At 72.5% G+C, this 13,250-nt stretch carries 11 protein-coding genes; 7 read left to right on the top strand and 4 right to left on the bottom strand.

What is annotated here, in order from left to right; genetic code table 11:
- Nucleotides 1–412 precede the first annotated feature (412 nt).
- Nucleotides 413–895 (top strand): HIT family protein, encoded by a 483-nt coding sequence (locus ABT084_RS10355; RefSeq protein ID WP_351040538.1) that lies wholly within the window; start codon nt 413–415, stop codon nt 893–895.
- Nucleotides 896–1,039: 144 nt separating this feature from the next.
- Here ABT084_RS10355 and ABT084_RS10360 read toward each other — a convergent pair whose 3' ends face one another.
- Nucleotides 1,040–2,137: a carboxylate-amine ligase gene (locus ABT084_RS10360; RefSeq protein ID WP_351040541.1), complete on the bottom strand. Its 1,098-nt coding sequence runs from the start codon at nt 2,135–2,137 to the stop codon at nt 1,040–1,042.
- Between the two features lie 437 nt (nt 2,138–2,574).
- Here ABT084_RS10360 and chvE point away from each other — a divergent pair, with 437 nt between their 5' ends.
- The 4 genes from chvE to ABT084_RS10380 all read left to right on the top strand — a co-directional run bounded on the left by chvE (nt 2,575) and on the right by ABT084_RS10380 (nt 8,832).
- Nucleotides 2,575–3,672 (top strand): multiple monosaccharide ABC transporter substrate-binding protein, encoded by a 1,098-nt coding sequence (gene chvE, locus ABT084_RS10365; RefSeq protein ID WP_351040544.1) that lies wholly within the window; start codon nt 2,575–2,577, stop codon nt 3,670–3,672.
- A 95-nt stretch (nt 3,673–3,767) separates the two neighbouring features.
- On the top strand, nt 3,768–5,315 hold the full coding sequence (gene mmsA, locus ABT084_RS10370) for a multiple monosaccharide ABC transporter ATP-binding protein (protein WP_351040547.1): 1,548 nt from the start codon (nt 3,768–3,770) through the stop codon (nt 5,313–5,315).
- A gap of 2 nt (nt 5,316–5,317) precedes the next feature.
- Entirely contained in the window at nt 5,318–6,568 is a 1,251-nt protein-coding gene (gene mmsB / locus ABT084_RS10375; RefSeq protein ID WP_351040549.1) for a multiple monosaccharide ABC transporter permease, read from the top strand.
- A 128-nt stretch (nt 6,569–6,696) separates the two neighbouring features.
- Nucleotides 6,697–8,832, top strand: a complete 2,136-nt coding sequence (locus ABT084_RS10380) for an ATP-binding SpoIIE family protein phosphatase (protein WP_351040552.1) — start codon at nt 6,697–6,699, stop codon at nt 8,830–8,832.
- A gap of 152 nt (nt 8,833–8,984) precedes the next feature.
- Here ABT084_RS10380 and ABT084_RS10385 read toward each other — a convergent pair whose 3' ends face one another.
- From ABT084_RS10385 to ABT084_RS10395, 3 genes are all read right to left on the bottom strand, one after another.
- The gene (locus tag ABT084_RS10385) at nt 8,985–10,016 is read right to left on the bottom strand and encodes a LacI family DNA-binding transcriptional regulator (protein ID WP_351040555.1); all 1,032 of its coding nucleotides are present in this window, start codon (nt 10,014–10,016) and stop codon (nt 8,985–8,987) included.
- A 188-nt stretch (nt 10,017–10,204) separates the two neighbouring features.
- Nucleotides 10,205–10,747, bottom strand: a complete 543-nt coding sequence (locus tag ABT084_RS10390) for a winged helix-turn-helix domain-containing protein (RefSeq protein ID WP_502968888.1) — start codon at nt 10,745–10,747, stop codon at nt 10,205–10,207.
- A gap of 224 nt (nt 10,748–10,971) precedes the next feature.
- Nucleotides 10,972–11,055: a putative leader peptide gene (locus ABT084_RS10395; RefSeq protein WP_351040867.1), complete on the bottom strand. Its 84-nt coding sequence runs from the start codon at nt 11,053–11,055 to the stop codon at nt 10,972–10,974.
- A 343-nt stretch (nt 11,056–11,398) separates the two neighbouring features.
- On the opposite strand from ABT084_RS10395, the gene ABT084_RS10400 reads away from it, so the two are divergent.
- Nucleotides 11,399–12,598 (top strand): acyl-CoA dehydrogenase family protein, encoded by a 1,200-nt coding sequence (locus ABT084_RS10400; protein ID WP_351040557.1) that lies wholly within the window; start codon nt 11,399–11,401, stop codon nt 12,596–12,598.
- 135 nt (nt 12,599–12,733) lie between these two features.
- Entirely contained in the window at nt 12,734–13,192 is a 459-nt protein-coding gene (locus ABT084_RS10405; protein WP_351040560.1) for an RrF2 family transcriptional regulator, read from the top strand.
- Nucleotides 13,193–13,250 lie beyond the last annotated feature (58 nt).

A 13,250-nucleotide genomic window follows, 5' to 3' on the forward strand; every position in this document is an offset into this window, starting at 1 on the left:
GGGGGGGGGGGGGCCGGGCGCGGGGGGCGGCCCCCCGGGGGGGGGGCGGGGGGGGGGGCACGGGGGGGGGCGCCCCCCGGGCGCCCCCACGACGCGCAGAGCCAGGACGATGCGGGCGATCTCCTGCGCGCCGGGGAGAGCACGCTGCCGGGACGCCGGACCGTCCCGGGCCTGCTCACCCTGGAGGCCTTCGGCGCCGCGATGCCGCAGGTCGTGGAGGACGCCTACCGGGAACACCTGCCCCACACGCGCACCGTCCCCCCACCGGGAGAGCGCCCGCGCCTGCGCGGGCCCCTGCGCACGGAGGAGCCGGAGTAGCGCCCTCTCCCCCGGCGCCGCGCCCCCGCCTCCCTGGCGTCCGGGACCGGCCGGCTGATCGTGACGTGTACTGACAGGCGCGTAGGTTTTCTCCATGACGAACGAAGACTGGCGAACGGACCGGATCGCAAGCGCGCTGCGCGGGGAGAACCCCGCGGTGCTACGGCGGTTGACGGCGGGGTTCGCGGTGATCGGGGACGTGCAGTTCCTGCCGGGCTACTCCGTGCTCCTGGTGGACGACCCCCGGGTGCAGCGGCTGTCCGAGCTGCCGAAGGCGAAGAGGCTGGCGTTCCTCTCCGACATGGACGTGCTCGGTGAAGCCGTGGAGCACGCCTGCCGACGCCTGGACCCGGCCTTCCGCCGGGTGAACCTGGAGATCCTCGGCAACACGGACGGCTTCCTGCACGCCCATGTGTGGCCGCGCTTCGACTGGGAACCGGCCGACCTGGTGCACATGCCGGTCTGGCTCTATCCCCGCGAGAGCTGGACGGACGAGCGGCATGCCCTCGCCGCCCGTCATCAGGCCGTACGGGACGGCATCAGCGGGGAACTGGACCGGCTGACCGCGGCGGCCTGAGGTACGGGCGTACGGGTCCTCCTCGGCCACCCTCGCGCGGCACGCGGACGCGGGCCGAGGCGACGCGGGGCGGGGCGGGGCGGGGCGGGCCGACGCGGGGCGGGCCGACGCGGGCCGAGGCGACGCGGGGCGGGGCGGGGCACCTCAGTCGGTCGGGCCCGCGCCCGTGATCAGGTCGATGAGCCCCGGCAACCCGCCGTCCGCCACGGCGCGGCGCTGGCGGTCCGCGGGGGTGCCCTCCCGCAGCAGCCGGTGCGCGAGGGCGCTCACCTCGCGGAAATCACCGGCCTCCTCCAGGGCGGGGGTGATGTGACGCAGCAGGGCGCACACCACGTCGCCGCTGCTGCGGGGCCGCCCGTCCGGATCCACCAGGGTCGTGCTCAGCCCGTACCGGGCCGCGTGCCAGTTCCCGGCCGCCACCATCTCGGGCGCGGACACGGGGGCGGGCCGCACGCCCTCCTTCTCCTCCGCGATCGCCGTGGCGACCAGCGCGCGGACGACACCGGCGAGCATCACCGCGTCGTCGGCCCGGAGCTGCACGTCCAGGCACCGGACCTCGACGGTGGGGTAGCGGCCGGACAGCCTCGCCTGCCAGTAGACCTGCCCCCGGTCGGCGATCACCCCGGAGGTCAGCAGGGCGTCCAGGCGGCGTTCGTAATCGGCGAGTCCCTCGAAGTACGGCGGCGGTCCGCTGACGGGCCAGCGCCCGAAGACGATCGTGCGCCAGCTCGCGAACCCGGTGTCGCGCCCTCCCCACCAGGGAGAGTTCGAGGACAGCGCCAGCAGCGTCGGCAGCCAGCCCCGGATCCGGTTCAGCACCGCGACCCCCGTCTCCGCGTCGGGGATCCCGACGTGGACGTGCATCCCGCAGATCAGCTGCTCGTCCACCAGCTGCCGGGCCTCGCCCTCCATCCTCAGGTACCGCGGATTCCGGGTCACGGGGACGGGCCGGGTCCCGTGCAGGGGCGCCGCACCGGTCGCGGCGATCCGGCAGCCGTTGGCCTCGGCGGCCGAGGCCAGCGCGTGGCGCAGCCGGAGCAGGTGGCCACCGACCTCGTCGAGGGTCCAGCACACCGGAGTGGCCACCTCGATCTGGGCCTGGAGCAGCTCGTCCTGGACCTCGTCCGCTTCCGCGAGGGGCCCGAGACCGGCCGTGCGGCGGACCTCTTCCACGAGTGGGGCGGGTACCCCCGAAGCCGGGTCGACCAGCAGATATTCTTCTTCGACTCCCAAGGTGATCACTACATGCGACTACCCGGGCACGCCATGATCACGCCCATGAGCGGCCGTCCGGCGGGCGCGGACCAGCCGCGACTCGCCCGGCCTAGCAGTGGACCGCCTACGCCGCTAGCCTCCACCCGGGTGACAACGGTGGCCCGGGGAGCCCGCGGGCGGCCGGCAGCCCCCCGCCCTGGCGCCGAGAGCGGTGCGGGGACGGCCCCGGCCTGGGGCGCAGGCGTACCGGAGGGCTCGGCGACAGGTGCGCAAAGGTGACCTCAGAGGCCTTGACGGCGCAGTTGTGAGCGTTAACACTCATGTCACGCCAGGCCGGTACAGCGCGGCCGGGCGTGCACCCCCAGCGGCCGGCGGCGGCCCGCCGCCCGGGGACCCGCCGGGGCCGCGTCAGGGCGGTCCGGGCCCCTCACCGCGCCGGATCACGGCGCACCACTGGAGGAAAAGTGCGAAGGATCTCGACAGGTGTCGTCGTGGCCGTGCTCGGCCTGGCGCTGGCGGCCTGCGGCCAGAGTTCGAACGGCGTCGGGAGCGCGGCGGACGCGGGCGACGCCAAGGGGGGCCTGGTCGGAATCGCCATGCCGACCAAGTCCTCCGAGCGCTGGATCAACGACGGCGCCAACATGGTCAAGCAGTTCCAGGCCAAGGGCTACAAGACGGACCTCCAGTACGGCGACAACGTCGTCGAGAACCAGGTCGCCCAGATCGAGAACATGATCACCAAGGGCGCCAAACTGCTGGTGATCGCCCCCATCGACGGCTCCTCGCTCAGCGATGTGCTCCAGAAGGCGGCCGACGCGAAGATCCGCGTCATCTCCTACGACCGGCTGATCCGCGGCACCACGAACGTCGACTACTACGCCACCTTCGACAACTACAAGGTCGGCGTCATGCAGGCGTCCTACATCACCGACCGGCTCGGTCTCAAGGACGGCAAGGGCCCCTTCAACATCGAGCTCTTCGCGGGTTCGCCGGACGACAACAACGCCGGCTTCTTCTACAAGGGCGCCATGAGCGTCCTGAAGCCCTACATCGACGGCAAGCAGCTCGTCGTCAAGAGCGGTCAGACCGAATTCACCCAGGTCGCCACCCTGCGCTGGGACGGCGGCGTGGCCCAGTCCCGGATGGACAACCTGCTCAGCAAGGCCTACACGTCCGCCACCGTCGACGCGGTGCTCTCGCCCTACGACGGCATCTCGATCGGCATCGTCTCGTCCCTCAAGGGCGTCGGCTACGGCGGCGCGAACAAGCCGCTGCCCGTCGTCACCGGCCAGGACGCCGAGCTCGCCTCCGTGAAGTCCATCATCGCCGGCGAACAGACGCAGACCGTATACAAGGACACCCGCGAACTCGCCAAGGTGGCCGTGCAGATGGGTGACGCCGTACTCAACGGCCACCAGCCCGAGGTCAACGACACCAAGCAGTACGACAACGGCACGAAGGTCGTGCCCGCCTACCTGCTGCAGCCGGTGAGCGTCGACAAGGGGAACTACCAGAAGCTGCTCGTCGAATCCGGGCAGTACTCCGCCGACCAGCTGAAGTAGCCGCCCCCGGGCCCATCCCCGGGGCCGAAGAACCGGTGGTGCGACGCGGTCCCCCGCCGACCGCCGCACCACCCCAGTCGAACGGACCCACCACCATGGCCGAACCCGTCCTCGAGATGCGTTCGATCAGCAAGTCCTTCCCCGGCGTCAAGGCACTGTCCGACGTCAATCTGACCGTCGCCCCCGGCGAGGTCCACGCCATCTGCGGCGAGAACGGGGCGGGCAAGTCCACCCTGATGAAGGTGCTCAGCGGCGTCCACCCGCACGGCTCGTACGACGGCGAGATCCGCTTCCAGGGCGAACCCTGCGCCTTCGGCGACATCCGGGCCAGCGAGCGCCGGGGCATCGTGATCATCCATCAGGAACTGGCCCTGATCCCCTACTTGTCCATCGCGGAGAACATCTTCCTCGGCAACGAGCACGCCTCGCGCGGATTCATCAGCTGGCACCGGACGCTCACCCACGCGCGCACCCTGCTCGAACGCGTCGGCCTGCCGGACCACCCGCAGACCCGGGTCGCGGACATCGGCGTGGGCAAGCAGCAGCTCGTCGAGATCGCCAAGGCCCTCGCCAAGGAGGTCAAGCTGCTGATCCTGGACGAGCCGACGGCCGCGCTCAACGACGAGGACAGCCGCAAGCTGCTGGACCTCATCCTCGAGCTCAAGGCCCAGGGCATCGCCTGCATCCTCATCTCCCACAAGCTCAACGAGATCGCCCGCGTCGCCGACTCCGTCACCATCCTGCGCGACGGCCGGACCATCGAGACGCTCTCGGTCGGAGCCGAGGGAGTGTCCGAGGACCGCATCATCCGCGGCATGGTCGGCCGCGACGTGGAGCACCGCTACCCCGAGCGCACCCCGGACATCGGCGAGGTCGCGCTGGCGGTCGAGGACTGGACCGTCCTGCACCCGATCGACGTACACCGCAAGGTGGTCGACGGTGCGTCGCTCACGGTCCGGCGGGGCGAGATCGTCGGCATGGCGGGCCTGATGGGCGCGGGCCGGACCGAGCTCGCGATGAGCGTCTTCGGGCGCTCCTACGGGCGCCACACCGGCGGCCGGGTCCTGCTCGACGGCGAGGAGATCCGCACGCGCACGGTCCCCGAGGCGATCGCCCACGGTCTCGCCTACGTGACCGAGGACCGCAAGCACCTCGGGCTCAACCTCGCGGAGGACATCCGCCGCAACATCTCGCTGAGCGCGCTCGGCAAGGTCTCCCGTCGGGGCTGGGTGAACCAGCACGAGGAGACCCGGGTCGCCGAGCGGTACCGCGGGACCATGAACATCAAGGCGCCTTCGGTGTTCGTGGAGACCGGCAAGCTCAGCGGCGGCAACCAGCAGAAGGTCGTCCTCAGCAAATGGATCTTCTCCGAGCCCGAGGTCCTCATCCTCGACGAACCCACCCGGGGCATCGACGTCGGTGCGAAGGCCGAGATCTACGCGGTGATCGCCGACCTCGCGGCACAGGGCAAGGCCGTCCTGGTGATCTCCTCCGAACTGCCGGAGCTGCTCGGCCTGTGCGACCGCATCTACACCATGGCCGAAGGCCGCATCACCGGTGAAACGGACCGGGCGGACGCGACCCAGGAATCCCTCATGCGCCTCATGACCGTGGGCGCGGCAACCCAGAACGAACAGGTGTGAGCATGACCTCGATCCAGAGCCCCGCCCTCCCCGCCGAGGGCGCCGCCCCCGGCGGGGGGAAGGGCGACCGGGCGCCCGAAGGCGCACGCACCCTCCTCGTACAGCTCCTGCGCGGCAACATGCGGCAGTACGGCATGCTGGCAGCCCTGGCGTTGATCATCGTGCTGTTCCAGGTCTGGACCGACGGAACGCTGCTCAAACCGCTCAACGTCACCAATCTGATCCAGCAGAACGGCTACATCCTCATCCTGGCCATCGGGATGATGATCGTCATCATCGCCGGCCACATCGACCTGTCGGTGGGCTCCCTGGCGGCCTTCGTCGGAGCCGCGGCCGCGGTGATGATGGTGCGCCACGACATCCCGTGGCCCGTGGCCGCCGCCGTCGCGCTCCTGATAGGCGCCGCGGCCGGAGCGTGGCAGGGCTTCTGGATCGCCTACGTGGGCATCCCGTCGTTCATCGTGACCCTCGCGGGCATGCTGCTCTTCCGGGGCGGGACACAGATCCTGCTCCAGGGCCAGTCGGTGGCCCCCTTCCCGCAGGGCTTCCGCCAGATCAGCAGCGGTTTCCTGCCGGAGGCGGGCCCGCAGACGAACTACCACAACCTCACCCTGCTGCTCGGCTTCGGCGTGCTCGCGCTGGCCGTCGTACAGGAGGTGCGCGGCCGCCGTCAGGCCGCCTCCTACGGGCTGCGGCTGCTGCCGATGGGCCTGTTCCTCGTCAAGCTGGCGGCGATCGCCGTCGCGGTGACGGTCTTCACCCTGCTGCTGGCCAGCTACCACGGCTTCCCGATCGTGCTGCTCATCCTGGGCGTGCTCCTGGTCGCCTTCGGTTACGTGATGCGCAACTCCGTGCTCGGCCGTCACACGTACGCCATCGGGGGGAACGAGCCCGCCGCCCGGCTGTCCGGGGTCAAGAGCAAGCGGATCGTCTTCCTCGCCTTCGTCAACATGGGCGTCCTGGCGGCACTGGCCGGGCTGGTCTTCGCGGCCCGGCTCAACGCGGGCACGCCGCAGGCGGGCATCAACTTCGAGCTGGAGGCGATCGCGGCGGCCTTCATCGGCGGCGCTTCGGCGTCCGGCGGCGTCGGCACGGTCCTCGGGGCGATCATCGGCGGTCTCGTGCTGGGCGTCCTGAACAACGGGATGTCGCTCGTCGGCATCGGCACGGACTACCAGCAGGTCATCAAGGGTCTCGTGCTGCTGGCGGCGGTCGGCTTCGACGTGTGGAACAAGCGCAAGGCCGGCTCCTGAGGGACGCGCACGACGACGGGCGCGCGACGACGGGCGCGTGCGAGGCGGCGCCACCGCCGCGCACGCGCCGCGCGCGCGGTGTTCAATGAGATCAGGAGCGCCGTCGATCCTGCCGGAGTGAGAAACCAGTGAGCGATTACGGCCCGGGAGAACCCTTCGCGGCAGCGGAATTCCCGACGGCCGTTCTGGTACTCGACGCCGTCGGCAGGATCCTGACCGGCACCCGGGCGGCGGCCGCCCTCCTGGGCGCGCCCGAGGGTGGTCCCGCAGGCGGTCCCGAGAGTGGTCCTGATGCCGACCGGCTCGGCGCGGACGCGCTCTTCGAGGACGCCGACCTGTGGGCCCGGCTCGTCGTCGGAGCGGTCGGAGGCACCCGCAGCCGGGCCCGCGCGCGGCTGCGGCGGCCGGACGGCGGCCGGCTGGAGGCCGACGTCGACATCATCACCCTGATGGAGGGCTCGTCGGCGCGGTTCCTGATGCGCCTGCGGCCCGCGGATCCGGGCTCCGGACCGGCCGAGGGCGCCGATGACGTCCGCCGGGCGCTCCCCGTGCCCCCGGCCGACCAGCGCTCCGCCGAACGGCAGGCGCTGGTCAACGCGGCCGCCGCGGGGATCGGCAGCTCCCTGGACATGGTGCACGACGCCGAGCAGCTGACGGACGTGCTCATCCCGGCGTTCGCCGACCTCGCCGCCGTCGACCTCATCGAACCCGTACTGCTCGGCGAGGAGCCGGGCGAGCTGGTCACCGGAGCGCCGATGCGGCGCGTCGCCGTGCGGGCCGCCGACGGGCGGTGGCCGGCCGAGAGCCACCCCGTGGGCGACACCATCCGGCTCGGGAACGTCGAGACCGCCCACCTGCGCGGGCGCTCGGCCGTCTTCCTCCCCGACCTGACCGTGCTGCGGACGGTGCTCGCCGGGGAGGAGGAGCGCGTACGGCTGATGCTTCCGCCGCGGGCCGCCTCCCTCATGCTGGTCCCCCTGCGGGCGCAGGGCGCGGTGCTCGGCGCCCTGGTCCTGTGGCGCACCGCCGGGCGCCGCCCTTTCGACGAGGAGGACGCGGGCCTCGCCGAGGAGATCGGCTCCCGGGCCTCGCTCAGCATGGAGAACGCCCGCCGGTACACCCGGGAGCGCCGTACCGCGGAAGCCCTGCAGCGCAGTCTCCTGCCCCGGCCGGTCATGGACGTCACCGGCGCCGAGACCGCCGGTGTCCACCTGCCCGCCGCCACGACCGCGGCCGTCGGCGGCAGTTGGTCCGATGTCATCCAACTCCCGTCGACACGGCTCGCGTTCGTCATGGGCTCGGTGGCCGGCCGCGGCCTCGACGCCACGGCCGCGATGGGGCGCCTGCGGTCGGCGGTCCAGACCCTGGCCGATCTCGACCTCAGTCCGGACGAACTGCTGGCCCACCTCGACGACCTCGTCGTGCGGTTCATCGAGGACGACGACCGCCAGGAGCCGGCCACGGGCGCGCCGAGCGCGCTGACCGGCGCGACCTGCCTCTACGCCACCTACGATCCGGTGTCCCGCACCTGCGTGCTCGCGGGCGCCGGCCACGCTCCGCCGGTGCTGGCCGCGCGGGGAGGCGCCGGGAGCGGCGCGGTGACGTACAGCCCGGGGCCCGTCCTGGGCACCGGCGGGCAGCCGTTCGAACCGGTGGAACTGCGCCTGGAACCCGGCGACGTGCTCGTCTTCCGCGGGGACGCGCTCGCCGAGGAAACCGAGCGCTCCGAGCGGCAGCTGGCGATGCTGGGGGCGCGGGCGCGGGAGGGCGCCGACAGCGGGCTGACGGTCACCGAGATCGGGCGCGGCATCCTCGGCGCCCTCGTGAGCGAGCCGCCGGAGGGTGACCTCGCGCTGCTCGTGGTGCGGGTCAGGGAGGTACCTGCGGAGGCCACCGCCGCCTGGGAGCTGGCCGCGGATCCCTCCCTCGTCGGGCGGGCCCGTACGCTCGTCGCGGAGCAGCTGACCGCGTGGGGGCTGGAGGATCTCGTGTTCACCACGGAGCTGATCGTCAGCGAGCTGGTCACGAACGCCATCCGGTACGCCGGCGGCCCGGTCGGCCTGCGGCTGATCAAGGACCGGGTGCTGATCTGCGAGGTCTCCGACCCGAGCCTGACCCAGCCGCACCTGCGCCGGGCCCAGCTCACCGACGAGGGCGGCCGCGGCCTGTTCCTCATCGCGCAGCTCACCCACCGCTGGGGCAGCCGGTACACGGTGGCCGGCAAGACCATCTGGACGGAACAGCCCCTGGACGGCGGCGGGTGACGTGGGACGGATCCAGGCGATGTGACGACCGCTCAGGGACTCATTGTTAACGCTCACAATCGGTCGTGGCAAAGGCCGGGACCTTCACAGGTCCACAGCGTTACCCCACCTTGACCCGGCGGCCGCCGTCTCACGGCGACGGCCGACGCGGCTCAGCGCGGTGCGCGGCCCGAGCTGCGGCGCAGCACGATCTCCGTGGGCACCAGGACGTGCTGGTCCGCGGACTCCGGCGATCCGGCCCGCTCCCGGCCCGCCGCACCCGTCGCGCGGTTGCTCCGGGTGACCTCGTCGACGAGCAGCTCCAGCGCCCGCCTGCCCAGCTCGCCGAAGTCCTGGCGGACCGTCGTCAGCGGGGGCGCGAAGTACGCGGCTTCGGACACGTCGTCGAACCCGACCACGCTGACGTCCCCCGGGATGGCCCGGCCCGCCTCGTGCAGCGCGCGCAGCAGCCCCAGCGCCAGCTGGTCGTTCGCACAGAACACCGCCGTGACGTCGGCGTCCGCGGCCAGCCGGATGCCGGCCTCGTAACCGGCGCGGGCGCTCCAGTCGCCGGGGTGCGCCTCGGGCACCGGGGCACCGACCGCCTCCAGGGCCTTGCGCCACCCGGCCTGCCGCGTCACGGTCTCCAGCCAGCCCGGCGGGCCGGCGATGTGGTGGACCGTGGCGTGCCCGAGGTCCAGCAGGTGCCGCGTGATGGCGCGGGCGCCCGCCTCGTTGTCGACCGAGACCGTGGGTACGGGCGAACCGCCGCCCGCGCCCACCGCGACGACGGGCACCGCCGTGGACAGCTGGGCGACCGCGCTCACCGCCGATGTCTGCGGTGCGATCACCACGATGCCTTCGACCCCCTGGTCCCGGAGCCGGTCCACGGCCTCCTGCACCGAGCGCGTGTCGAGGGACCGCAGGCTCGCCACGCTGACGAAATAGCCCGCGCTGCGCGCGGCCTGCTCGATGCCGTCCAGCATGGAGGCCGGTCCGTACAGGGCGCTGCCGAAACTGACCACGCCCAGCGTCTGCGACCGACGGGTGACCAGGGCTCGCGCCGCGACGTTGGGCCGGTAGTCCAGCTCGCGAATGGCCGCGAGCACCCGGTCCCGCGTGCCGGGGCGGACATGGGGCGCGCCGTTGAGCACCCGTGACACCGTCTGGTGCGACACCCCGGCGACGCGCGCGACATCGGCCATCACAGGCTGGCGTGGCTCGGACTGTTCCGTACTTCCCGTTCCCACTGAGAGCCCTCTCGTCGACAAAGCCCGCGGCGGCGGCGCCCACCGGTGCCACGACGGCGCCCGCACGCGGGCGCCGTCGAGGGTGAGTGTAATTGTTCACGATCACAGAGCGCCGGGCCCAGGTCCTGTCGGGCGACCCCGGGCTACGGAGAGTCGGGAGTGTACTTGTAGCCGACGCGGCGCACCGTGGAGATGCGGCCCCGGTGGACGGGGCCGAGCTTGCGGCGCAGCCGGGCCACGTGGACATCGACGGTACGGCCGTCGCCGATGTGCCCGTAGCCCCAGATGCTCGAGATGAGGGCCTCGCGCGTGTGCACCGTGTACGGGTGTGCCACGAAATGAGCCAGCAGGTCGAACTCCAGGTAGGTGAGCTCGAGTTCGCATCCGTCGACCTCGGCCAGCCGACGGGCGCGATCGACCCGGATGGCGTCCTCGGAGGGGGCGGGGTCGAGGTGGAGGTGGGGAGCCGCTTCGGGGACCTCCCGTCGCACGCCGTGCGCCGTCATCACCGCCACCGGGTCGACGTCCGCCGGCAGGAACACGAGGTATCCGACGCGACCGCCGTCGGTTCCTTGGACTGGGCCGACGGAACCGACGGCGCCGACGGGCTGCAGGTCACCGACCAGCTGGAGGCGTGGGGCGGGGGTGGCGCGGCGGGTGGTGGGTACGGGAATCGCGGTGGTCACGATGAGCCCCTTCTGCTGCTCGGAGTGAAGTACGGGTGCCGGGTGTCCGGCCACGACAAGGCGGGGCGGGGGCAGGGCGGGGCAGGGGTCCCCGTGCCGGATCCGGCCGGGAGCGCCGATGCCGCACGCGGGGCGGACCCGTACGGCTCGGAGGGCCGGGGTCAACCACCGGAAAACCGGAGCGCGTCGGGGAAATGCCCTGGCGAAGAAGCCCGAGGGACGGCCTAGAAGGGTCGGCAGGCGGCGCTGGCGACGCGACGGAAGTCAACGTGCCTGCGGCGTACGAGCAACGGCTGCGACGGGGACATGGCCACATCGTGAGGTGCGCGACGGGCACGCGTCAACACTTCCCTACCGATTGCATAGGAAATACCCCCTCAGACCAGCCGTTGGACCTGCGCAATCTCTCATTCCGAGATCGAATGGTCCATCATTCGGTCACACCCTTGCCGGGAAGGCCGCTTCGGGCGAGCATCCCTATCAATCCGATGGGAAAGGTGGGGATTCGGTGACGCGCGGTCTCACCGCGACCGGCCGACGCCCCCAACAACGTTCCGGAGTAGCCGACATGACCACCGCCACCCCCCATGGCACCGCCATCCACCCGGCCCCCGCGCCCCGCACCGGCACCCGGGCCTGCCGGTGACCTCCGTGCCGACCACACCGAGCACCAACGGCCACCGGCCCTCCGACGCACAGCGCCGCGCACTGCTGCGCACCGCCCGCGATGTGGCGGACGACTTCGCCGCGGACGCCATAGTCCGCGACCAGGCGGGCAAGCCGCCGACCGACGAGACGGCCCGGCTCCGCGAGGCCGGCCTGCCGACGTCCCTCACCCCACCCGGGCCCGGCCGCGGGACGGACTGGCGTACCGGATGCGCCGTCATCCGGGAGATCGCCGCGGCGGACAGCTCCGTCGGTGACCTGCTCGCCCGCCACTACGTCCACGCCTGGAGCGGCCGCTTCTACGCGAGTCACCATCAGGCGGCGGCCCTCGAAGAGGAGTCGGTGCGTGAGCAGTGGCTGTGGACCGGCGCGGTCCACGCGCCCGGCCCCGACGACGACTCCGACGTACCGGACCTCTCGCTGAGGCCGCGCGCCAACGGCTACGTACTGAACGGGCGCCGGTCCGTGGACACGGCGGTGGCCGCCGCCGACCAGATCGTGGTCGACGCCGTCTGCGCCACGACCGGTGACGTCCTGGTCGTACGGATCCCCTCCGGCGCGCGGGGCGTGTCCGTCGAGCCCGCCCACGACCGCCTCGGGCAGCGCGTCGCCGGCGCGGGCGAGATCGTCCTCGACCGGGTCGCGGTCACACCCGGGCAGGTGCTGGGCCGCCGCCCGCACGACGAGGAGTCGACCGCACCCTTCACCGCGCTCGCCGAGCCCGCGCTCCGGCTCGCCCTGTGCCACGTCGCCCTCGGCACCGCCGAGGGCGCCCTCACCGAAGCGCGCGACCTCAGCAGGGGCGGCCGCGCGCACCGGCTGCCCGGGGAGGACCCCGACCTCTTCCTGACCTACGGGGAACTCGCCTCCGCCGCCCAGACCGCCAACGCCGTGGTCGACCGGGCCACGGACGTGATGGCACAGGCCCTCGACACGGGGGCGCACCTCGATCCGGAGGGTGCCGCGGCCGTCGCCGCTCTGGTGGCCACGGCCGAGACGGTGACGTCCAAGGCCGCTCTGCGCATCACCGCCCGTGTGCTCGAACTCGCCGACGCCCCCGGCCTGGACCGGTTCTGGCGCAACGCCCGGGTCCTGACGGCCCACCGCCCGGCCGCACACCGGCTGCGTTCCATCGGCGAGCACTACCTCAACGGTTCCCACCGCGCGGTGGCGGCCTTTCGCTGACGCGGGGCGCCGCAGGGCGCCACGCGGCACGCGGGACGCGGGACGCGGGACGCGGGACGCGGGACGCGGGACGCGGGACGCGGGACGCTGCGCGGCCGGGGCACGCGGGCCGGGGCCATGCAAGATAATGCCCGTATGCGGATCTCAGCCAGAGCGGACTATGCGGTACGTGCCGCGCTGCAACTTGCCGCGTCACAGGACGACGGGCCGGTGAAGGCGGAAGCCATCGCCGACGCGCAGGACATCCCGCACAAGTTCCTCGAGGGCATCCTGAACGACATGCGCCGAGGCGGCCTCGTGCTCAGCCAGCGGGGCGGCAACGGCGGCTACCGGCTGGCCAAGCCCGCCGGGTCCATCAGCATCGCGGACGTGATCCGTGTCGTGGACGGACCCCTCGTCTCGGTGCGCGGGGTCCGCCCGCCGGACCTGTCCTACACGGGGCCCGCCCAGTCGCTGCTCCCCCTGTGGATCGCGCTGCGGGCCAACGTGCGCGAGATCCTCGACGGCGTGTCGCTCGCCGACGTCGCGGCGGCCGACCTGCCCGCGGCGGTGTCGGCGCTGGCCGACACTCCCGGCGCCTGGACCAATCCCTGACCTCTGAGCCCTGCCCGTCAGGCCGTCCCCACCTGCACGTTCTCACATCGCGAGATCC

Source organism: Streptomyces sp. NPDC002138 (genome assembly GCF_040296485.1).
GTDB lineage: Bacteria > Actinomycetota > Actinomycetes > Streptomycetales > Streptomycetaceae > Streptomyces.

Bases quoted from the DNA above. Each gene is read 5' to 3' on its own strand.
- ABT084_RS10355 (WP_351040538.1), top strand. From the start codon at position 413: ATGACGAACGAAGACTGGCGAACGGACCGGATCGCAAGCGCGCTGCGC.
- mmsA (WP_351040547.1), top strand. From the start codon at position 3,768: ATGGCCGAACCCGTCCTCGAGATGCGTTCGATCAGCAAGTCCTTCCCC.
- mmsB (WP_351040549.1), top strand. From the start codon at position 5,318: ATGACCTCGATCCAGAGCCCCGCCCTCCCCGCCGAGGGCGCCGCCCCC.
- ABT084_RS10385 (WP_351040555.1), bottom strand. From the start codon at position 10,016: ATGGCCGATGTCGCGCGCGTCGCCGGGGTGTCGCACCAGACGGTGTCA.
- ABT084_RS10395 (WP_351040867.1), bottom strand. From the start codon at position 11,055: ATGTCCCCGTCGCAGCCGTTGCTCGTACGCCGCAGGCACGTTGACTTC.
- ABT084_RS10405 (WP_351040560.1), top strand. From the start codon at position 12,734: ATGCGGATCTCAGCCAGAGCGGACTATGCGGTACGTGCCGCGCTGCAA.